Here is a 22936-nt window from a genome sequence, read left to right as displayed (position 1 = left end):
TGTTATTTCTAAAATGTAAACGCAATCTTGAGTAAGACGGGAAGAAACCCTGATTTTAATTGCTATAGTAAGGTGGGAAGCCTTGACGGTGGCTTTTGCACATAGGTATAATTAGACTCATTGAAATATGGGAGGCTCGTGAATGAATAGTCCAAGTGAAATAATTGTAGTGCTCGATTTTGGAGGACAGTATAACCAGTTGATCGCAAGACGTATCCGTGATCTTGGGGTATACAGTGAGTTAATGCCTTTTAATACACCTGTAGAAAAGATTCGTGAATTATCACCAAAAGGAATTATTTTCTCTGGTGGACCATCTAGCGTATATGCTGAAAATGCACCACATGTAGATCCAGCGATCTATGATCTCAATGTGCCAATCTTTGGTATTTGCTACGGTATGCAGTTAATGGCTCAACAATTGTCCGGTAAAGTAGAACGTTCTGCGAAGCGTGAGTACGGGAAGTCAGATGTAGACTTTATGGCTCATTGCGAACTAAATAAAGGCATGGAATCCAGTCACACCGTATGGATGAGTCATGGTGACCATGTAGTCGGTTTGCCAGAAGGGTTCGTATTGGATGCAAGCACAGAATCTGCACCGATTGCAGCAATGAGTAATGCAGAGCGTCAATTGTATGCAGTGCAGTTCCATCCAGAAGTACGTCACTCTGTGTTCGGTAATGAAATGATTCGTAACTTCTTATATGAAATTTGTCAATGTGCGGGCGAATGGAGTATGGAGACGTTTATCGAAGATACAATCGAAGAGATTCGTACTCAAGTCGGCGACAAAAATGTATTGTGCGCACTTAGTGGCGGTGTCGATTCTTCAGTTGTTGCGATTCTGTTGCACAAAGCAATTGGTCCGCAATTAACATGTATGTTTATCGACCACGGTCTATTGCGTAAAGGTGAAGCGGAAAGTGTAATGGAGACTTTCGTCGGCAAGTTCGATATGAAAGTTGTCAAAATTGATGCGCAAGAGCGTTTCTTGTCTAAATTAGTAGGCGTTGACGATCCAGAGCAAAAACGTAAAATCATCGGTAACGAATTTATTTACTGCTTCGATGAAGAATCCCGTAAATTGGGTGACTTCGCTTATCTAGCACAAGGTACACTGTATACGGATATCGTAGAAAGTGGTACAGCCACAGCACAAACGATCAAATCTCACCATAACGTAGGTGGATTGCCAGAAGATATGCACTTTGAATTGGTAGAGCCACTCAAAGCACTATTCAAAGATGAAGTACGTAAAGTCGGCGAACAATGTGGATTACCAGCTGCCATCGTATGGCGTCAACCTTTCCCAGGTCCAGGTCTAGCGATTCGTGTCTTGGGCGAAGTGACTGAAGATAAATTGCAAATCGTTCGCGATTCGGATTATATCTTGCGTGAAGAGATCGCTAAAGCCGGTCTTGAAAGCGAAATTTGGCAGTACTTCACAGCCCTTCCGAACATGAAGAGCGTAGGCGTCATGGGCGATGCTCGTACGTACTCATATACTGTAGGTATTCGTGCAGTAACGTCGATTGACGGTATGACTGCTGACTGGGCACGTATTCCTTGGGATGTGTTAGAGAAGATTTCGGTACGTATTGTCAATGAAGTTGATAATGTGAACCGGATTGTGTATGATATTACATCCAAACCACCAGCTACGATTGAGTGGGAGTAAAATAACCAAGTCTCAAAATCTTAGATATCTAAGGTTTTGAGGCTTTTTTTAGTTATACTATATACAAAAGGAATGATCATCCATGCTACCAACAGAGCAGTTACATGATTTGTTAATCAACTCCTGCCAAACCGACCTTATCGAAAGGATTGAAGTTTATGGATAAAACCAATTCCTTACCTCCAAAGCAAATCATTGATTCTTTTGAAGGAATAGTGGATCATATTATGCAATATCATTTTGAAGATGGAATGAGGCAACATTTTCTTAATATTGAAGAAAATCATCTATTTGAATTTCATTGGTCATTTGGAATGTTTATTCGAAATGCTTATGAATTATCTGATCCTGAGAAAGTTCCAAACTTAGTAGAACATTACAAAAGAGTATTGATTATTGAAGCTGGAGAAGATCCAGATATATTAACTTCAGAAAGTGAACCTTTGTATTATTTTCTTCTAACAGGGTTGTTAAATAATGATGGGGTATCAAGGCATATTCTCAAATTAATATGGAGACGGTTAAATATAGAGCATAGAGACTAGTTTTAAAAATAGATGGAACAACCAACAGTCATGATGAGATATCTACATTTTGATATTCATACGTAAAGGAGACTATAATATGACCGAATCCAATCACTTAATCCCTGAGTCCAAATTTGATTTTGGCGCCATCCAGCGATTACAGCAGTTAGATCCAAAAGCATTAATTCCTATTCTTCCGGAGTTACTTGTATGGTTGCAGGATATCAACTGGCCTGTTGCAATACCCATGTCCAAAATATTGCTTACGGTTCCTAATGAGATTGTTCCTCATGTACGAAACGTCTTACATACAAATGATTCTGAATGGATCGAATGGTGTTTGCAATATATTGTAAGTTTTTTACCAGTAGCTTTGATTCGAGAGTTAGAACCAGAGCTTCAGCGAATTGCATACTCCCCGACAAAAGAAGAAGTTGAAGGAGAGTCACATCTAACAGCGCAAGAGCTTTTACAGACACTAGATAATCATTAGAAATCATATCGATAAAATATAAAATAATTATCAGGAGGATCGCTATGCTGACCACGACTAGAGCACAGATGAAGCGTCTGCAATTGCACCAACAAGGACTGCTACAACCTCACCTCAATCACTATCAAGATGCTAGTGGAGTCTTACATACCCTTAACCGCCTTGGTTATGTTCAGCTCGATACGATGAATGTGTTATCTCGTAGTCAGGATTTATTTTTCTGGTCAAGAGATCATCGGTATAAGCGAGAATGGTTATTAGAATTGTATGAACAGCAGTCGATATTTGAAGTGTATTTGTTTGCTTTGTGTTTGTTGCCTGCATCCTCATATGAACATTTGCATCATTATTTTGCACATCATCAGGTGAAAATGATGAATGAACCTCAGTTGGATTTGATTTTGGATATTTATCAGCAAGTGCAGGTCGATCAGCCATTGCGCTCACGTGATATTCAACATGATCACCCGTCAAGTGGAGCCACATGGAGTATGACACCAGCAAGGCGAGCACTGGATAAGTTATGGCGTGCAGGTTTGGTTAAGGTTAGTCGAGATCATCATTTTAATAAGTTATACACACGCACTGACCAGAATATTGAAGAACAGCGCACGATTGAGCATGAGCCAACATTGAATACGTATTTAATGGAGTTAACGTTTGAGAATCTAGGCATCGCTACACTGAAAGAATTGAAAGCTTGCTTTAACCTCAACAAAACAGCAGTCAGCGAGTATATCAAGCAACAATTAGAGCAAGGACATATTCAGCGTATACAGGTTGAAGAATTTGCTGAAGAGCATTTTATACGGACACAAGATATTCCGTTACTAACGACACTTGAAAATTTAGAAGGTAGCGCAGCCACATTGCTATCTCCATTTGATAATATGATTCGTGATCGGTCACGATTGTTGAAGCTATTTGATGTAGATTATAAGCTGGAAAGTTATATGGCCAAAGAGCAACGGACATACGGTTACTTTGCGATGCCCATTTTGATTGGGGAACAGATCGTGGGTGTGGTTGATCTCAAAAATGATCGCCAGCGCCGAGAATTACAGGTGCAAAAGTTAACGTTGTTTGATGCAGCTCAAGCAACTGAGCATCAGCCAACGATTGAATCGATTTTGCAACAGTTATGCGTATTTGTCGAAGCAGAGCAGATCGTTTCTATGCAAGAGACTACGTATTTGAAGTAGAACGAGAACAGGTATTTATCCGCCAAAGGAGATTAAAGCATTGGAGCCATTTACACTAATATTAAGTTGTATCGGATTACTAATATTTTTTGCAGTGATTGCTATTGTATTACCAAGAGTCCTGAATAAGAAAAGCATCACAGAACAGACGATACTGGAAGGGTACTCTGCGCGAGCAACAGTGATCTCTAGTACGCCTACAGGTCAGTATAGTAGCGGGCAACCTGAGATTGTTCTTGTGCTGAAGATTGAGCGCCCCACATCTCTTCCTTTTCAAGCCACTGTTAAGACAACGGTGTACACGATGAATCTGCCGAAATTTCAAGAACAAGCCAAAGTCCATGTCAAAGTATTTGAAGATCGCAAAGGTAAGCATGTTGTTGTAAAAGGAACACTGGATTATCCATAAAGTCTGTAGAATACTAAGGAAATACTTTTCTATTCAACTATATCAATGAGATTTTATCCAAGATCGTACCAAATGATCTGCTTTGCTAATAGATACTAAGAAATTCTCTCGATATGCGTATTTCTACACCTGATGCTGCTTTGATCGATTGCTTATGATATAGAGATCATCGAAGTATTCGGGAGGTTGTGTACAATGGTTAGCCAGACGATACTGGATTACCGCTGGATCGGGCAACGGATTCGTGAGATTAGACAGCAACGTGGATTAACCCAGCAACAATTGGCGTTAGGCATTTGTAATCAATCGCAGATCAGTCGTATTGAAAAAGGGGTAGAATCAGTATCGGCTGAGATTTTATTTCAGATCGCTCATAAGTTTAGTCTGGATATTCGGATCTTTTTCGATATGAATGAACAACAGATTCATGAGATTCAGAGCATTCGCAAAAACATCAAATATTTGCAGAAAAAGCATATGTATCAGGAACTTCTACAATATATCGAAGATCATCAGGTAGAAGAAATATGCCGTTATTCGTTAATGGATCAGCAATTTGTACTGTATCAGAAAGGAAACGCTCATGTGCATTTAGGTGCAGTAGATCGTGGATTGCCGATGATTCAGTTAGCTTTGAAATTAACTTATCATTGCGAACGGATTCCAGCTTTGTATGAGATTGAAGTGATTCAAGCACTAGCCATTGCTTATGGATTGGACGGGGATTATCGAGCATGTATCGGTTGGTTACATAAATGCCTGCGTGCCCTGCATATATATCGTGAGGGAAATGATCAATTTACGCCGATCTTTTACTATTTATCCAAAGCTTATTCAGATACGCAAGATTATCGGACAGCGATTGAATATGCCACTCAGGGTATCCGTTATTGTGCTAATCATCAGATCGGTTATTATTTGGATCAACTGTATTATGAATGTGGCTACAGTTATGAGCAGATTGGACAACAGTTCAAAGCACAGCAGTGTTATGCCAAGTCTCAGTTGTTGCAAGAACTATTTGGCGTATATTAAAAGGTATTGCACGATATAGCCATTTTGACACTGTTCACCTTTTCCATATGGAGAAGGTTTTTTTGTTTTTTTGATCTTATTTGCTGACTCTTCTAATGATCAACAGCGAGAGAATAGCCCTTTACTACAATTCGCCTTAGATTATGCGGATATACATAAGTTTTTCACAATCTAAGCAGTATAATTCAGTTATACCTTGAAAAAGGGATTTATTGGAAAATAGGAAACCTATGTTGTTCATTGTCATGTAGCATGCTGTCGGGAAAATCGTAAGGGTATCAGGCAATATCTTATTCCACTATTTGAAGGAGTGTATATGATGAATATCATTCAAAAAGGCAAATTAATGAAATGGGTATTAGCAGGAGTGATGAGTTGTTCGTTACTGGCTACATCGATGCCGACCACTCAAGCCGCAGATAGTGCTTCCACGATGCCAAGTATTAGTGGCAAAAAAGTTATGGTAGGCTACTGGCAAAATTGGACATCTTCTGCTAAAGACGGTTATGCAGGTGGGACTTCACGTACGATGGCTTTGAGCGAATCTCCAACTGCTTACAATGTGGTTACGGTTGCTTTTATGACTGGGAATGGTATTCCTACATTTAAGCCAGATCGAGGAACCGATGCTGAATTTCGTCAACAAGTCGCTACGTTAAATGCAAGAGGAACAGCCGTTATTCTTTCGTTAGGTGGAGCAGATGCTCATGTACAACTCAGTGCAGGACAAGAGCAAGCTTTTGCCAATGAGATTATTCGTCTGGTTGATGTATATGGATTTGATGGATTAGATATCGATCTGGAGCAAAATTCGATCAAAGCAGGTAGTAACACAACGGTTATTCCAGCCGCGCTTAAGATCGTCAAAAATCATTACAAAGCGCAAGGGCAGAACTTTTTGATTAGTATGGCTCCTGAATTTCCATACTTGAAACCAGGTGGAGCTTACGAACCGTACTTAACCAGTCTGGCAGGCTACTATGATTTTATAGCGCCTCAATTGTACAATCAGGCAGGCGATGGCATCTGGGTCGACGAAGTGAGCAAGTGGTTAGCTCAAAATTCAGATGCAGACAAATATAATTTCCTTTACTATATGGCAGATTCATTTATTCATGGCACAAGAGGATTGCTACAGATTCCAGCCAATAAATTAGTGCTAGGCTTACCTGCTAATCCAGATGCAGGGGGCAATGGAACGGTCAAAGATCCAACAGTAGTGTATAACGTATTTTCCAAATTACAATCACAAGGTCAATCGCTCAAAGGTGTAATGACATGGTCAGTAAACTGGGATCTAGGTAGCAATAGTGCAGGAACACCGTACAACAAAGCCTTTTCCAATGCGTACTACAACTTGATCTATAACGGCAGTGCACCAACCGATCCAACGACACCGACCACACCAACCAATCCTGATCAACCAACAGCCAAAGCTTGGACAGCATCCGCCGTATATGTCGGTGGAGATACCGTAAGCTACAACGGCAAAACGTATCGTGCCAAATGGTGGACTACAGGCGAGACACCTGGACAAGCAGATGTATGGCAACAACTGTAATAGATTCTTCGATCATATCATTTATACCGTATAGATTTGGAACACTTGGGAGGTCTATAAATGAATTGGAAAAAGGCGATAACAGCGACTGTGGCTATTAGCACATGTGCTTTGTTAATGAGCAGTACCATTTGGGCACATGGTTATATCGAACAGCCTGCTAGTCGTGCTTACAAAGGATCGAATGCACTCGGACTCAATACCAATGTGGGAAGTGCTCAGTATGAACCGCAAAGTATTGAAGCACTCAAAGGCTATCCATCAGCAGGACCGACAGATGGGCATATTGCAAGCGGCGGTGTAGCAGGATTTGCACCGCTAGATGAGCAGACATCTACCCGCTGGCACAAAACAGATATCAAAACAGGTGCACTCAAAGTTCAATGGAAATTAACAGCTCAACATGCAACAGCCAGTTGGAAGTATTACATCACCAAACAAGGTTGGAATCCAAATGAACCACTGAAGCGTAGTACATTGCAAGAAATTGCTGTGATTAATGACAATGGAGCCAAGCCGGCTGCGAGTGTGAGTCATACGATTAATATTCCGTCAGACCGGAGTGGCTACCATGTCATCTTGGGCGTATGGGATATTAGTGATACCGCCAATGCTTTTTATCAGGTGATCGATGTGAATATTACGGGACAAGGTACTGGAGGAACAACACCGACGACTCCTACTGATCCAGGACAACCTTCTGCTAACGCTTGGAGCCCTTCTATGATTTATGTTGGTGGAGATACTGTCAGCTATGATGGCAAAACGTATCGTGCGAAATGGTGGACAAGCGGGGAAATGCCAGGTCATTCAGATGTCTGGGAATTGCTTGCTGGATTGCAGTAAATTCATATTTTCCAGTCACTTCTAAGCCAATCTACTTTTTGAAATGACAACATAGCTCAAAGCCCATCTGATCGAATCCAGTAAGAGGTACTGGTTCGGTCTAGATGGGCTTTTTGAATAAAGGTATATCAATGTAATGTGTAAAGAGGAGAGGTTACACCGAACGAGCGAGTTGTCCATTCATCAGTAAGCGAGTCGTTAGATATTTACGAGCATCAGCAGTAATGAGATGAAGATCATCATGCTTAGCACGAGAAGGGTCTTTACTGAATTTGACACATGCGCCTTCCAGACTTTCCTGAATAGCGATAACCTTATATCCATTATCTAGCCATTGATCGATCGCCAGCTTTTCTTTTTCAAAATCAGCGAAAGCAGACATTATCGTATCCCTCCACTTACTTGTTCAGTTGTAGAAGATAACAGGGTTGTAGGAACTTCAAACCGATTACGATGCAAATACTGACCGGTTCCCGGCGTACCGACAAACTGTTTATCTCGAATCACAAATTCTCCTCGACTCAGTACAGATACCGGTTCGCCTGTAATCTCTATTCCTTCAAAAGCATTATAATCGACATTCATATGATGCGTTTGCGCTGAGATCGTTCGTTTGACGGTTGGATCGAAGATCACAATATCAGCATCACTACCAATCGCAAGTGTTCCTTTCTGCGGAAAAAGTCCAAATAGACGTGAGCTGGCTGTAGCAATAATATCGACAAATTTGTTAAGTGAGATTCGTCCTTTAGCAACTCCTTCAGAATAAAGGACACTGAATCGGTCTTCGATCATCGGGCCACCATTAGGTATTTTGGAGAAGTCATGAATCCCCAGATCTTTTTGCCCTTTAAAATTAAATGAGCATTGATCGGAACCAATCGTTTGTAGACTTCCATTCCAAAGAGCATCCCACAACACCTCTTGATTCCATTTCTCACGTAGAGGAGGAGACCATACATATTTTGCTCCTTCAAAATTCGGTTTTTCCAAATCGCTCTGATCCAATAGTAAATATTGAGGACATGTTTCTCCATATACACGTAGACCTTTACGGCGGGCTTCTTCAATTTTGTAGACAGCTTCTGCACAAGTTACATGCACCACGTATAATTGCGAATCCGTCAGACCCGTAAGGTAAGCAGCGCGTCCGGTAGCTTCACCTTCTAATTCAGGAGGACGAGTAAGCGCATGATAGATAGGTTCTGTCTGTCCAGCGGCTAGTGCTTGTTCGACTAAATATTCGATCACATCACCATTTTCAGCATGGACCATTACAAGTGCGCCTTCACGCTTCGCTGTTTGCAATGTTCTGAATAATGTGCCGTCATCGGCTTGAAATGTATTTTTGTACGCCATAAATACTTTAAATGAGGTAATGCCTTCTTTTTCAATAATCTGAGGTAATTCATCCAATACGATATCATTAATTTCTGAGACCATCAGATGAAAGCTATAATCAATGACAGCTTTGTCTCGTGATTTCTTATGCCATGTATCGACAGCACTTTGCAAGGTATTACCTTTAGTCGTTAAGCAGAAATCAATCACTGTCGTTGTACCGCCGAATGCAGCTGCTTTGGTGCCAGACTCAAAATCATCAGCCGTAACGGTTCCACTAAAAGGCATATCAAGATGAGTATGGGGATCAATACCTCCAGGGAATACATAGCAACCACTCGCATCAATTATTTCAGCATCTTCTGCTTCCAAATGAAGCCCGATACTGGTGATGATCCCATGTTCGATTAATAGATCGGCGACATACGTATCTGCTGCCGTTACAATCGTTCCATTTCGAATAATCTTTTTCATCCAATCACCTCAGCTCCGGTATACGAATCATTCAACGAACCGATCATTTTTTGACGATCGTTCCAGCTCATTGGCGCCATACCGTTTTGTATTTCGATCATATCTATCGCACCATCTACAGGACAGACGATAGAACACAGATTACAACCTACACAATCTTCTTCACGAACTTGCAAAATACTTTTTCCTTCAGCATTGGTCAGCATATCAATACATTGGTGGGAAGTGTCTTCACAAGCAATATGGCACTTATTGCAGTTAATACAATTTTCTTCATTGATTCGAGCAACAACTTGATAATTAAGGTCTAGATCACCCCAATTGGAATAACGAGATACACTTTGACCAATCAATTCAGTCACTGAGCTAAGACCTTTATCATCTAAATAGTTGTTGAGACCATCGATCATTTCTTCGACAATTCGGAAACCGTGATGCATTGCGGCAGTACAGACTTGAATCCCTGTAGCTCCCATCAACATAAATTCAACCACATCTTGCCATGTAGAAATGCCGCCAATTCCTGAAATAGGTACACCTACATTCATATCACGAGCACATTCGGCTAACATATTTAGGGCAATCGGCTTTACCGCAGGGCCACAATATCCACCATGTGCCCCTTTGCCACCGACATGAGGGATGGTATTCCAACTATGAATATCGACACCAGCGAGACTATTGATCGTATTGATCAGACTAATCGCATCCGCACCACCTTTAACAGCATGGCGAGCCACCACCGTGATATCCGTAATATTCGGAGTTAATTTCACAATCACAGGTGTCGTTGCTACTTCTTTCGCCCATGTGGTCTGTGCTTGGACTAGATCGGGTTGTTGACCGGAAGCCGCACCCATACCACGTTCAGCCATACCATGCGGACAACCGAAGTTCAATTCCAATCCATCGACACCTACATCTTCGACTCGTTTTACAATTTCATGCCATTTGTATTGAGTCGGTTCAACCATTAGAGAAGCAATAACTGCATGATTGGGGAATCGTTTTTTCGTTTCATAGATTTCTTTAAGATTTACATCTAATGGACGGTCAGAGATCAATTCAATATTGTTAAATCCAGCGACTCGTTGTCCGTTGAAATTGATCGCTGCAAATCGGGCAGATGTATTAATAATCGGATCACCCAGCGTTTTCCAGACCGCTCCGCCCCAACCTGCTTCAAAAGCACGCTGTACTTGATAACCTGTATTCGTAGGTGGTGCAGAAGCGAGCCAGAACGGATTAGGGGAACGAATACCTGCAAGATCAATACTCAAATCTGCCATAATCAACAACCTCCTAGTCATATCATCTTATATCTCAAACAGTACATTAGATGTGCCTATCTTTTATTTATAGAATCAGATTTTGGATTGATTTATTTTAGTAATCTTATTTGTATTGATAGCAGTGGAAGCCTTATTTTATACAATCGAACGTAAAGAATGATCTTCTTGAGCAAGTAAATGTTGGCTGATTGCATACGCTGCTAATTTTCCTTGTTGCGCAGCAGAGACGACCATTGCTTCACCTTGACCCGCTCCGAATATAATATCGCCTGCGGCATATACTTTAGGATTAGAGGTACGATGAGTCGTCGTATCAATCTTGACAACACCCCATGTATGTTCTAATCCAAAATGCTCAATCAGATCAGTACGACGTTCTTGTCCAATCGCTGTCACCACAGCATCGACGGGCATTAAGAATTCAGAACCTTCAACAGGCATCGGCACTAACCGCCCGTCTTTACCAAGTTCACCTGTTAATTTCATTTGTACACACTCTAGATGAGTGACTTTACCTGTAGCATCACCAATAATTCGCTTGGGTAATGTTAACCAGTTGAATTCTACCCCTTCTTGTTTGGCAAATTCATATTCAAAATCATAAGCAGTCATTTCTTCGCGTGTCCGTCGGTAGACCATTTTCACATTAGAAGCACCTAAGCGTACTGAACAGGTAGCTCCATCAATAGCCGTATTACCTGCACCGATCACCGCTACTTTTTTGCCGATTAGATTAACATGAGGTTGACCTGTTTTGGTCTGTTCAACCAGTTGAATCGCATCATAGACGCCTTGTAGTTGTTCCCCTTCAATTTTGATCGGAGGAACGTATCCCATGCCAGCTGCTAAGACGACTGCATCGTATTCCGTCAGCAATTGCTCGGCAGTGATATCAGTGCCTACTTTCATATGGGTGCGAATATCGACGCCTAACTTTCGTACTTGTTCAACTTCCCAGAGCGATATGGATTGAGGTAAACGAAAAGAGACAATACCATGCGTATCCAGTCCACCTGCAAGTGGTTTCGATTCATAGATCACGACACTGAATCCCTCACGTGCTAATTCACGTGCAGCAGCCAAGCCAGCAGGACCGCCACCGATCACCGCTACTTTTTTCTCGTTAGGAATACCTGCTTCGAATAAAGAAGCGTCTTTTTCGATCGCCCAATCCGTAGCATAACGTTGTAATCTTCCGATATCTATCGGTTTGGAACTTTCATTCAGTACACAAGCGCCTTCACATAACTCTTCTGTTGGACAGACACGAGCACAACTAGCACCAACAGGATTAGCATCCATAATCGTATATGCAGCGCCTTTTAGATTATCGGTTGCAATGCGTTTGATAAAAGAAGGGATATTGATTCCGGTAGGACAAGCTGTTATACATGGCGCATCATAACAGTACAGACAGCGATTCGATTCTTCTATAGCTCCCTTGTGAGTTAGACCAGGTTCTGCTTCCGCAAAATTACGCATAAATAGATCGGGTGAAAACGAAGCCAATGTAGAAGAAAGTTCCATCGGTTAAACCTCCTTAGGGTATAGAAAACTATTTTGTGTTAAATAATGTAACATATTTTTCGCTAATATCGATCTTTTTATAGATTTTTTCAGTGAAATTATTTTAAAATATCATATAAAGCATAAATATAGTATAATTCATATCCATATAGGTTATGTAATCTGACATTTATATATTAAAACTATAGACAATTCGCTTTTTTATTACATTAGACAGAGTGTCTAATTTCAAAAGTTTATTTTTGACGACCATAGCGTAGATACAGGTGCGGCTGAACGTTATTTTATATGAAGGTGATTGATCCATGATTTAGAGAAAGGCGGGGGAGAGATGGAAGGAAACCGTATGTTTACTATCGAAGATGCGATGACAAGACCTTTATTTGCTCAAGCAGAAGTGATCGGAGGAATAAGAGGAACAAAGAATTATGTTCGTTGGGTTCATGTGCTGGAGAGTTCTAATTTTGAAAGTCTTATTCATGGAGAAGAAATGATTCTGACTACAGGTATGCAATTCCATGATCATCTTGCAACTACACTCGAATTTATGGAAAATTTAATTCAGAAAAAGGCAGCATGTCTTTGTATTGAACTGGGCGACTTTTTTCAACAGATTCCTGCTGAAATGATTGAACTTGCCAATCGCCACGATTTTCCTTTGATTATTTTTAAAGAAACCGTACGGTTTGTAGATATTACGCTCGATCTACATTCATTGATTATTAATCACCATCATCGTATGCTTCAAGAATTAGAAAGTATTTCACGTGAATTCAATCGGTTAACGCTCACTTCGCAAGGCACTACGAAAGTATTACAATTGCTACACCAAAGCACGCATCATCAAGTGATCTATTTACAATTGCAAGGAAAACCTTCCTTTTTCCCGGCACTCGCTCCTGATAAGCAACGTCCGCTATTGGATTTTTTTGCAGCATTTAATGAAAGTATGGATGGGGTACAACATGATACTGCACCTTATTTTCGTGAACATCAGCAACAAACGATTGTGCTCAAGCCTGTAGGTGCTCTGGATCAGACATGGGCATACATTATGTTGATCTGTCCGCACAAACCACAAGAGTATGATTGTTTATTACTAGATTCGGCTTCGCTATCCATCGCTCAAGAATTGTTACGTACCCGTTATATGGAAGAACGCAAGTTATTTTCGGAAAATCTATGGGTGGAGGAATTGATTTATGGAAGGATTGAAGATGAACATCGACTCAAAAGTCTAATTGGACCTGATTTCGCCGCCATGAATGAATTACCTTATCGTGTCTGCCTTATCGAAATTGAGAATCCGCAAGATGTGAAATGGAACAGTTCGGAGAATGAGTGGGAGTCGATCACATTTCATCTTTCGCTAGCTTTAAGGTCTATTTTTGAAAAGTATCTATTTCATCCGCTTATCACACTCAAAAATAATCGACTGACAGTGATTGCTCTGGATCAACAAGCCAAAATGCCTGCGAAGCCAAGACTTCAACAGGCATTACAATCTCTACAACATATTCATGCAGATGATAAGCTGAAGCATTTGAAATTAATTATCGGTGTAAGTAAATCCGGTCATCATTTGAAAAATGTTTCAGCCAGCTATCAAGAAGCTGTTCAAGCCTTATCTCTGTATTCCTGTTCGGATAGTACGTTACTATTTTATGAAGAATTAGGCGTATTTCAATTACTACTCAGCTTGAATGATGGCAAAACGCTTCAGACCTTTATTCGTAACTATCTAGGGCCTCTGATTGACCATGATCAGTCCAAAGGCAGTGAATTACTTCTTACATTACGAGTATATCTAGATCATGATGGTTCCAAGCAGATTGCCGCGCAGAAATTGTTTATCGTACGCCAATCTTTATATTATCGCTTAGACAAAATTACCGAACTGCTCGGTGAAGATTACATGTCACCTGAAAATCGCATATCGATTCAAGTCGCTCTACGTGCTTATCAATTTTTGTATCCAGAAAAAATGACGTTACCTAATGCTCACTCATCACATGTTTGAATGTACTAATTAAGAATTCCAAATCTTCATCTGTAGAAGATAATGGAGGGGCAAAAGTAAGTATATTGTTATAGCCAGCGACCGTATCGCCATTTTTGCCGATAATCAGTCCTTTACGTTTACAACCGGCAATTATGGACTTCACGATATCGAGTGACGCTGGCTTTTTGCTATCTTTGTTTTCAACCAGTTCAATGCCTGTAAGCAGACCGAAGCTACGGATATCGCCGATTAGTGGATGGTCTGCAATATCCATCATTGCTGTATTGAGGCGTTGCCCTAACAGTTGAGCACGTTCAATAAGATGTTCTTGCTCAATCACTTCCAGATTACGTAGTGCTAATGCACATGCCGCAGGATTACCACCAAATGTATTTACATGCCGGAAATGCCCGTAATCATCACTTTTATCTTTAAATGCTTCATAGATATCTTTGCGGACAGCCGTAGCCGATAGTGGCAAATATCCACTTGTTAATCCTTTAGCCATCGTCACAATATCCGGTTTTATGCCAAAGTTGTGATGTCCGAACTTTTGACCAGATCGTCCGAATCCGCAGATCACTTCGTCTATAATAAGTAGCACACCATGAGTACGGCAAATCTCTTGTACCCGATCCATATACACTTGATGGGGAATAATAATACCACCACCCGTAATTACAGGCTCCATAATTACAGCGGCAATCGTTTCAACCCCTTCCCAGATGATCATATCTTCGATCGCTTGAGCACAGTTCAGGTTGAACTCTTCTACTGTTTGACCAGCCGGACGACGGTAACTGTCTGGTGGGGCCACATGCAGGAAGCCACCACTTAACGGTTCATATTTATATTTACGTTGAGCCTGCCCTGTAGCTGATAGCGCACCCATAGAACTACCATGATACCCACGATAACGCGAAATAAATTTGTGGCGATAATGCTGTCCAATCTGTTGTTGATATTGACGTGCGATTTTGAAAGCCGCTTCATTAGCTTCAGAACCACTATTAGAAAAGAAGATTACATAATCATCACCAAGCCAGTTATTCAACTTTTCCGCAAGTGCAATCGCAGGCATATGACTTTGTGTTAATGGAAAATAAGGAAGTTGTAACAGTTGTTCATATGCCGCTTCCGCTAACTCTTTGCGACCGTAGCCCACATTCACACACCATAGACCAGACATTCCATCCATATAACGCTGACCATTGGTGTCTGTTACCCATGATCCACTACCTGTCGCAGCGATCATCGGTGGAGCTGCTTCATTGTAAGGAGTTATATTATGCCACAAATAGCGCTGATCCTTTTGGATTGCTGATTCACTGTCTGTTCCTAATTCGAGCATGATGATTTCTCCTCTCTGTTGCTGGATCATTAATAGCGAGCAGTGACGCTTACTGCATTTTACTAGCCATATCTACAATTTCATTGGTATACGCTTCTTGCACATTAGCCGCTTCTTTAATGACGCCAAATTTCAAAGCGATATCAGCAGTCTGCTGGAACATTTTGTCGTCAGTGTAGCCCATTTTAGTTTCATCGAATCCTTCAGGTTGAATCAATTTTGCTACTTCTTGCATCATTTTGAGTTGATGTTCTTTCGTAGTACTGCCCGATTCCGCTTGCTTCATTACACTGTCAACTGCCGCTTCAGGATCAGCAATCGCATCTTTCCATCCTTTAAGTGAAGCACGTACAAATTTAGCGGCAGTTTCTTTATTCGCATCTAGCCACTCTTTATTGGCAAATAAATTATCTTCTAACATCGCTACGCCTTCGTCGTTCATATCAATCACATTCAGATCGCTATCTTTAAGACCAGACTCTAGCAAAATTTGATATTCGTTATAGGTCATAGCTGAAGCGGCATCTAATTCGCCACCTAGAAATTGATCCATTGTGAATCCTTGTTTGGTAAAGCTCACATCTTTGTTCGGATCAAGCCCGTACTTATCGAATAAAGCCAATAGTTCGAATTCATTTCCACCCATCCAGTTGCCTACTTTTTTACCTTTTAGATCAGCAGGAGTGTTAATACCAGCCGATTTTTTAGATACCACCACTAGACCGCTTTTTTGGAAAATTTGAGCGATTTGAATCAATGGCATTTCCTGTTCCTGACTCGTCAGCAGACTTCCAACCCAATCTACACCGATATCTGCGGAACCACCAGCGACCTGTTGCTCAGGAACAATATCTGGGCCGCCCGGAAGAATCTCCACATTTAGACCTTCTTGCTCATAATAACCTTTATCTTTAGCGACAAAATAACCAGCAAATTGTGCTTGAGGTACCCATTTCAACTGTAACTTGACAGTTACGGGTTCTGTTGAAGTCGCTTCATTGGCATTCGCTGTTGTACCTGTGTCTGTCGAAGCACTTTTCATTCCGCCGCATCCTGCGAGCATCGTAATCATAATCACCAGCATAATTACAAGACTGGCTTGAACTTTTTGTGGTTGGATGTTCATCTTTTATTCCCCCTGAATCGTTAATCTATTCTCGATAGCTATATGCGAAAATAAAGTGGATGTATGCCCGGTCATTTAGGTGCGCTGAGAAGGATGCCAGCGAATACATACTTTTTCTAATCGCTCTACCACCATATAGAAAATAATACCGGCGATAGCAGCCAGCACGATACATGACCAACCCAGTGGCATTTTGGCAATTTTGATAGAATTAGAGAGGAGGTAACCCAGTCCTTGCGAAGAAAAGAAGAACTCACCGACAATAGCTCCGATCATGCTAGCAGTAGTATTGATTTTAAGAGCAGTAAATACATACGGTAAGCTATGTTGCATACGTAAATAACGAAAGACTTTTCCTTTATTGGCGGCATAGGAATGCATAAGATCAAGAGCGAGTGGATCAACAGATGACATTCCTTTATAAGCGTTAAGAGCCATAGCCGCCATAGTTGTTGCAGTGACGATAGCGATTCGAGAACCGATACCATCACCGAACCATAGATTCATAATTGGAGCCAGCGCTACAATAGGAACAGCATTTAAAGCGGCTACTAAAGTAAGACTTCCTGCACCCCAACGTGGAGAAGCTGTAGCGATAAGAGCAATAATGAATCCGAATAAAGAACCTATGACCATGCCCAGTACAGCTTCAGCTAATGTGTATCCGGTATAGGATAGTAGAAGACTCCAATTTTCTTGTATAGACGATGCAATTGCTGAAGGAAGAGGAAGTTGATATTTTTTAAGATCAAATATCTTGTGAAAAACCTCTATTTGCCATAATGCCACGAATAAGATACCTGAACCAAGAGGAAGCCATAGTTTTCCACCACCTAATAATGATTTGTTCTTGCTCTGACGTTTGCGCGAAGGTTGATCTGTTCCTTTTGCTTGTTGCTGTTCTGTTAACGAAGAATGTGGAGAAGGAAGAGTTGAAGAAGGTAATTCAGAGATATATGTAGCAGCCACTTTTTTGTTCTGTACCGATGATGGTTTGTTCATGAATGGCTACCTCCTTTGGAGCGGAATTCAGGTTGCCATGGAGATACGATACGTTCGATCAAGTTAATCAACCAATAGCTGAGTATGCCAAGTAAAGCTCCGATAAAAACAGTCGACCAGAACATATATACATGAGAAGGGCCATAATACAGATTGCGAAGCATAATCACGCCGATACCATGTTGTGCTCCCATTAGTTCAACAAGAATAGCGCCAGTTACAGCTAGAGGAGCCGCAATTTTTAATCCACTAAAAAGTCCGGGGATAGCAGCAGGTAATCGTAACTTCCAATAAATACTCCACGGTTTAGCCGCATAAGAATGCATCAATTCGAGAGCGGAAGGTTCAACACTTCGTAATCCTCGTAACATATTGAGTGCTACCGGAAAAAATGTAATATATCCCGAGATCAGAATCCGTGAAATATACTCATCTCGTACAATTCCATAAATAATAGGTGCGAGTCCGAGTACCGGAATCATTTGTGAAGCTACAGCATATGGAAAGGTTAATTTTTCGATCCATGTCGATATGCTCATCAATATAGCCAGTACAACACCTGCCAGAGCGCCAAGCAAAAATCCTATTCCTGCATTACCGAATGTAGCACTACCTTCTTTGATCAACGTTCCACTATATTGAATACTGGTGGCTAGCACTTCATGAAGATAAGGAAGTTTGGATTGAGCCAAAGGCAGATGACCTATATTTAATAGTGCCCATGATGTAAGTTCCCAGATTACCAAGATCGCAATAACCCAGACCATAGCAGGCAACAGGCGATTACGTACAAAAAGATGATTTCCTTTCATACGTCACACCCCTTCAAAGCTATCGCGAATACGGGCAATCAATTCAAAAAAGGCTGGACTGTTACGCATTTCCTGTGTACGTGGTCTAGGTAAAGGAATTTCAACCACTGCCGACAATCGTCCCGGATGTGGGGATAATACAAATACTCGATCTGATAAAAAAATCGATTCGGGAATACTGTGAGTGACAAATACAATCGTATTCTGAATGTTATTCCATACAGACAATAACTCTTCATTTAAGCGTTCTCTTGTAAATTCATCTAGGGCAGAGAACGGTTCATCCATTAGTAGAATTTCAGGCTCCATTGCCAGTGCTCTTGCAATAGCAGCTCGTTGTTGCATACCACCACTCAGTTGCCATGGATATTGATCTGCAAATTTTTCAAGTCCTACTAATTCCAATAATTCGATGGCTTTGCGTTCACGTTCGATTTTACTAACGCCTACTAACTCTAGAGGAAGAGCTACATTTTGTTTGACTTTACGCCAGTCATACAACACAGGACTTTGAAAAACAATCCCGTATTTTTGAGCTAATCGTGCTTCTTTAGCTGTTTTGCCTGCGACATGAATACTGCCACTAGTAGGCTGAATCAGATCAGCCATAAGTCGAAGTAATGTAGTTTTGCCACAACCAGAAGGGCCTAATAAAGAGACAAATTCGCCTTTGCCAATATCAAGACTCACTTGATGTAGAGCAAGAACATCACCAGTATCTGTTGGATAACGCATTTCAACATCTTTTAGCTGAATCTCAGGTGTTTGTACTTGATGCTTTACCGTAGAAGCGGTCAAAGACATTTTTATCCCCTCCAAAGATTCATAAGCCTCTAATGACGTTTAACCTAACTGATTAAGTCATATCATAATCAAAAATTGACTTAAACTCAATATCGAATGTCATATAAACTAACTTTATGTTCGATTAACTAACATATTAAATAAAATAAAGGAGTATAGCATTAGACAAAAAGTAAGATTGCTATCACAAAATTACGTCACTTTGTCCAGATCACTCATATATTCGTTAAAATTAGAATTAATCTATCATTTTTTGGTAGTGAAAAACGATCAAGTGATCATTATTACAGATAATATTTACAGATTGACGAACGATTACACATGTACATATAAATAACATTCGCTTTTTGATTGACAACCTTATAATCCTATCCTAGAATGTAACAAGTAAAGCTGTTTGATATGAAAATAACAACACGTATCAAAGACAGCGAATAGAGTTTGGCGACAATTGAAAAACACTTCGTATAATCTTGAGAATAGGCTCAGGAGTCTCTACGGATCACCGGAATGATCTCTCTACGGAATGAAGCAATGGCAGTGTAGGTTTTCTTTAGCGTCTATGTATATCGATATCGATATACATAGACTATTTAAGGAATACTATGACACGCCGTTATTCTGATTCTTAGAGACCCCGATGAACAGCTCGTCCATCGGGGTCTCTTGTCGTTTTCTCTATTCATTTCCAAGAGGAGGAAGATAGCAATAATGGAACGTTTCTTTAAGTTGAAGGAACACGGCACGAGTGTAAAAACAGAAATGATCGCAGGGTTAACAACCTTCATCACGATGGCATACATTCTGTTCGTTAATAACTTGTTCTTGGGACCAGGTGGAGCAGGTATACCCGCAGAAGGCGTGTTTTTCGCTACAGCTGTAGGTGCTGGATTGGTTACGATTTTAATGGGATTATTTGCAAATATTCCGGTAGCCCTTGCACCAGGTATGGGTTTGAATGCTTACTTTATGACCGTTGTACTTAGCTCCAACGGAATGATCACATGGCAAGCGGCTTTAGGTGCAGTGTTTCTTTCGGGGATTATCTTTATCATTTTAACAATTACCAAAGTTCGTCAGTTATTGCTGGTCGCTGTACCACAATCAATCAAAATGGCGATCACTGTAGGTATAGGATTATTTGTCACCATTATTGGATTGAAGCTTGGAAATGTAGTTTCGGTATCAGCTACGGTTAAAGGCGTTACAGATGTTGCTCAATTAGCAGCTCCTGTAACAGTTAAAGGTTCTGATTTCCAATTAGCATTGGGCGATTTCATGCATAGCCCGGATACATTACTTGCGATTATTGGGTTATTCGTTATCGGTATACTGATGGTATTACGTATCAAAGGTGGATTATTAATCGGTATTATCGTAGTTACATTGATTGGTATTCCAATGGGTGTTACAGATCTAAGCAGTTTGTCTACTGCACATTGGATTCCTTCTTTTGATAATCTAGCGGTTGGACAATTAGATATCAAAGGCGCAATCGGTATAGGATTATTCGAAATTATCTTTATCTTTACCTTTGTTGAACTATTCGATACTTTCGGTACATTGGTAGGTACAGCCGAACGTGCAGGATTGTTCAAAAACAAAGAAGAAGGCGAAAAGAAAATCAGCAAAGCTATGTTGGTTGATGCAGTAGGTGTAAGTGCAGGTGCTGTTTTAGGTACAAGTACAATTACTTCTTATGTTGAAAGTACAGCAGGTGTAGCTGAAGGTGGACGTACAGGTTTGACCGCTATTACTACAGGAGTATTGTTCTTATGTGCATTGTTTATTGCTCCTTTAGCTTTGGTGGTTCCTTCTGCGGCAACAGCTCCAGCATTAGTAATTGTTGGTGTATTGATGATGAGTCAGGTAAGCAAGATCGAGTGGGACGACTTTATGCAAGCATTCCCAGCTTTCTTAACGATTATCTTTATGCCATTTACAAATGGTATTGCAAACGGGATCTCAGCAGGTATTATTGCTTTCGTAGTTTTAGGATTCTTTAGCAACATCGCTTCACCGCGTAAAGTTAAAGTACACTGGTTGATGTGGGTACTTGCTATCCTTGTCATCTGTCGCTATGCATTCCTGGGCTCAGAGTAATCCAGTATTATCACATTATATTTTCGAATCAAATGATACTAATAAGAAATGCATTATTTAAAAGTTAACTCATCATTTGAAAAGTAACAGCAGTATGGAATTTTCCACAATGGACGCAAGTCTAACTAACGGAATAACATGCAAATCATTAAAACTCAAAATTTAGGCATAACTAAAAAAAGCAATAAATTAGCCTTAAATTAACCAAAGAGTAACAAAACTAAAACCCCCTTTAACAGCTAACAGAGCCGTTAAAAGGGGTTTTTGATTGAGTTCATTCTATTACTTTAATTCTCTTTAGTGCATTTCTATTTAATTTATTTATATTTGGTTCATTTACTTATTTAATGATTCGCTTATTACTCGTATTCTATATTTTTTATGAGTATTGTGTATATCCTCAATGAATGTGCTCGATCTATTCAATTTATTCTTTTTCGATTCATTAAACCAAATTCATTTTCTTAAATGAATCTTATTGCTAGTACTCCTACATACTTAACTCTCACTCAACTCTTTATACTCTTTTACAAAATAAACAATAGAACGATGCAAAAAGTCCAAATAACCTTCTTCACCAAACTGATCAAAATAACGAACAAAACGTTCATCAGTCACATAAGTCTCTGCTATACATAATAAAATAGCTTCATCACAAACCATAAACCGCCCAAGCACGCGGCTCCATTGACCTATTAAGTCTTGTACTTCATTAGAAGATGGGGGAAGTTGCTGGTGTTGAGCGATCCTGTGAAAAATATGCTCAACATCTGCCGAAAATTGTGTGTATGCCTCTTTTTTATCGCTATCAGATAAATGTTCTAGGTTTGCTTGGAATTCCTGATATTTCTCCGTATCTCCATACACCAATTTAGCTTCTGTATCATACTGATCTTTGATAGAGAAAGTAGAAGAATCATCAAATATATTTAGCTTCTGTATATCTGTTCCTTCTATATAATGATCCAATTGTTCAATAACGGTAGTCAACTTTTGTTTTCGTTGTTCAAGTAGACCACGTTGATGAAGTGAAATCTCTTTTTGTTCATCTTTAGATAAAGGAAGAATCATAGATATCTCTGTCAGTGAAAATCCCATTTCTTTAAATAGCAAAATCATCTGTAATGTCGCAAGTGCTTGTTGATCGTACAACCGATATCCATTCTCACCAACATAACTTGGAGGCAACAAACCAATTTTATGATAATGATGCAATGCACGTTTAGTAATCCCTGTAATATGCAGTATATTTTTAATCGTAAATAATTGTGGTTTCATGCCAAAATTCCTTTGTCTCCGCTAAAATAAGTTCTGCTGGAGTAATCGTTGCTTCTATAATACTTTTGCC

The 22936-nt window shown here is 40.2% G+C and carries 21 protein-coding genes, 1 pseudogene and 1 riboswitch (1 of these 23 only partly in view); of the genes and pseudogenes, 11 read left to right on the top strand and 11 right to left on the bottom strand.

Annotation, left to right across the window (positions count from 1 at the left end):
* Positions 1-142 precede the first annotated feature (142 nt).
* The 9 genes and pseudogenes from guaA (at position 143) to RCP16_RS15950 (ending at position 7754) form a co-directional block, all read left to right on the top strand.
* The gene (gene guaA, locus RCP16_RS15990) at positions 143-1681 is read left to right on the top strand and encodes a glutamine-hydrolyzing GMP synthase (protein ID WP_308640796.1); all 1539 of its coding nucleotides are present in this window, start codon (positions 143-145) and stop codon (positions 1679-1681) included.
* Between the two features lie 158 nt (positions 1682-1839).
* Positions 1840-2226 (top strand): DUF6794 domain-containing protein, encoded by a 387-nt coding sequence (locus tag RCP16_RS15985; protein WP_308640795.1) that lies wholly within the window; start codon positions 1840-1842, stop codon positions 2224-2226.
* A gap of 79 nt (positions 2227-2305) precedes the next feature.
* Positions 2306-2701, top strand: a complete 396-nt coding sequence (locus RCP16_RS15980; RefSeq protein WP_308640794.1) for a DUF5071 domain-containing protein — start codon at positions 2306-2308, stop codon at positions 2699-2701.
* Between the two features lie 44 nt (positions 2702-2745).
* Positions 2746-3903 carry a DNA glycosylase AlkZ-like family protein gene (locus RCP16_RS15975; protein ID WP_308640793.1) on the top strand — a complete coding sequence of 386 codons (1158 nt, stop codon included), beginning with the start codon at positions 2746-2748 and terminating at the stop codon, positions 3901-3903.
* Between the two features lie 40 nt (positions 3904-3943).
* Positions 3944-4312, top strand: coding sequence for a hypothetical protein (locus RCP16_RS15970; protein WP_069329382.1), 369 nt, complete (start codon positions 3944-3946; stop codon positions 4310-4312).
* A 195-nt stretch (positions 4313-4507) separates the two neighbouring features.
* A complete protein-coding gene (locus tag RCP16_RS15965; RefSeq protein ID WP_308640792.1) occupies positions 4508-5347 on the top strand; it encodes a helix-turn-helix domain-containing protein in 840 nt (279 codons plus the stop codon).
* A 346-nt stretch (positions 5348-5693) separates the two neighbouring features.
* Positions 5694-6698, top strand: a pseudogene (locus RCP16_RS15960) (chitinase); the annotation flags it as partial.
* A 6-nt stretch (positions 6699-6704) separates the two neighbouring features.
* A complete protein-coding gene (locus RCP16_RS15955) occupies positions 6705-6908 on the top strand; it encodes a carbohydrate-binding protein (RefSeq protein WP_308642499.1) in 204 nt (67 codons plus the stop codon).
* A gap of 60 nt (positions 6909-6968) precedes the next feature.
* On the top strand, positions 6969-7754 hold the full coding sequence (locus RCP16_RS15950) for a lytic polysaccharide monooxygenase (RefSeq protein ID WP_308640791.1): 786 nt from the start codon (positions 6969-6971) through the stop codon (positions 7752-7754).
* Between the two features lie 154 nt (positions 7755-7908).
* On the opposite strand, the gene RCP16_RS15945 is transcribed toward RCP16_RS15950, so the two are convergent.
* From RCP16_RS15945 to RCP16_RS15930, 4 genes are all read right to left on the bottom strand, one after another.
* Complete coding sequence (locus RCP16_RS15945) at positions 7909-8136, bottom strand: hypothetical protein (RefSeq protein WP_069329379.1); 228 nt, start codon at positions 8134-8136, stop codon at positions 7909-7911.
* Positions 8136-9569 (bottom strand): dihydropyrimidinase, encoded by a 1434-nt coding sequence (hydA, locus tag RCP16_RS15940; protein WP_308640790.1) that lies wholly within the window; start codon positions 9567-9569, stop codon positions 8136-8138. Before hydA ends, RCP16_RS15945 begins: the two co-directional genes overlap by 1 nt.
* Positions 9566-10858, bottom strand: a complete 1293-nt coding sequence (preA, locus tag RCP16_RS15935) for an NAD-dependent dihydropyrimidine dehydrogenase subunit PreA (RefSeq protein WP_069329377.1) — start codon at positions 10856-10858, stop codon at positions 9566-9568. The genes hydA and preA overlap by 4 nt, the downstream gene beginning before the upstream one ends.
* A 138-nt stretch (positions 10859-10996) precedes the next feature.
* Positions 10997-12388, bottom strand: a complete 1392-nt coding sequence (locus tag RCP16_RS15930) for an NAD(P)-dependent oxidoreductase (RefSeq protein ID WP_308640789.1) — start codon at positions 12386-12388, stop codon at positions 10997-10999.
* 331 nt (positions 12389-12719) lie between these two features.
* Between RCP16_RS15930 and RCP16_RS15925 the strand changes: the two genes are divergently transcribed.
* Complete coding sequence (locus RCP16_RS15925) at positions 12720-14408, top strand: PucR family transcriptional regulator (protein WP_308640788.1); 1689 nt, start codon at positions 12720-12722, stop codon at positions 14406-14408.
* Here the strand turns inward: RCP16_RS15925 and RCP16_RS15920 are convergent.
* The 5 genes from RCP16_RS15920 to RCP16_RS15900 form a co-directional block, all read right to left on the bottom strand.
* Positions 14383-15741, bottom strand: coding sequence for an aspartate aminotransferase family protein (locus RCP16_RS15920; RefSeq protein WP_308640787.1), 1359 nt, complete (start codon positions 15739-15741; stop codon positions 14383-14385). The genes RCP16_RS15925 and RCP16_RS15920 overlap by 26 nt on opposite strands.
* Positions 15742-15790: 49 nt before the next feature.
* Positions 15791-16867 (bottom strand): ABC transporter substrate-binding protein, encoded by a 1077-nt coding sequence (locus RCP16_RS15915; protein ID WP_308640786.1) that lies wholly within the window; start codon positions 16865-16867, stop codon positions 15791-15793.
* A 75-nt stretch (positions 16868-16942) separates the two neighbouring features.
* Positions 16943-17869, bottom strand: a complete 927-nt coding sequence (locus RCP16_RS15910; protein ID WP_308640785.1) for an ABC transporter permease — start codon at positions 17867-17869, stop codon at positions 16943-16945.
* The gene (locus RCP16_RS15905; RefSeq protein WP_308640784.1) at positions 17866-18681 is read right to left on the bottom strand and encodes an ABC transporter permease; all 816 of its coding nucleotides are present in this window, start codon (positions 18679-18681) and stop codon (positions 17866-17868) included. The genes RCP16_RS15910 and RCP16_RS15905 overlap by 4 nt, the downstream gene beginning before the upstream one ends.
* A gap of 3 nt (positions 18682-18684) precedes the next feature.
* Positions 18685-19485, bottom strand: coding sequence for an ABC transporter ATP-binding protein (locus RCP16_RS15900; RefSeq protein WP_069329372.1), 801 nt, complete (start codon positions 19483-19485; stop codon positions 18685-18687).
* Between the two features lie 443 nt (positions 19486-19928).
* Positions 19929-20027: riboswitch (purine riboswitch) on the top strand.
* A 169-nt stretch (positions 20028-20196) separates the two neighbouring features.
* On the opposite strand from RCP16_RS15900, the gene RCP16_RS15895 reads away from it, so the two are divergent.
* Complete coding sequence (locus RCP16_RS15895; RefSeq protein WP_069329371.1) at positions 20197-21588, top strand: NCS2 family permease; 1392 nt, start codon at positions 20197-20199, stop codon at positions 21586-21588.
* 498 nt (positions 21589-22086) lie between these two features.
* Here the strand turns inward: RCP16_RS15895 and RCP16_RS15890 are convergent, their stop codons facing one another.
* Entirely contained in the window at positions 22087-22866 is a 780-nt protein-coding gene (locus tag RCP16_RS15890) for a MerR family transcriptional regulator (RefSeq protein ID WP_308640783.1), read from the bottom strand.
* Positions 22841-22936: the end of a DUF2268 domain-containing putative Zn-dependent protease gene (locus tag RCP16_RS15885; RefSeq protein ID WP_308640782.1), read on the bottom strand. Its footprint extends 834 nt past the window's final position; 96 of the gene's 930 nt are visible here — the last part of the coding sequence; the start codon falls outside the window, past its right edge; it ends in the stop codon at positions 22841-22843. The genes RCP16_RS15890 and RCP16_RS15885 overlap by 26 nt, the downstream gene beginning before the upstream one ends.

It is taken from the genome of Paenibacillus nuruki (assembly GCF_963311185.1).
GTDB classification, from domain to species: Bacteria; Bacillota; Bacilli; order Paenibacillales; family Paenibacillaceae; genus Saccharibacillus; species Saccharibacillus nuruki.
Note: the sequence above shows the minus strand (reverse complement) of the source record. Positions and strands in the feature narration are given on the sequence as shown.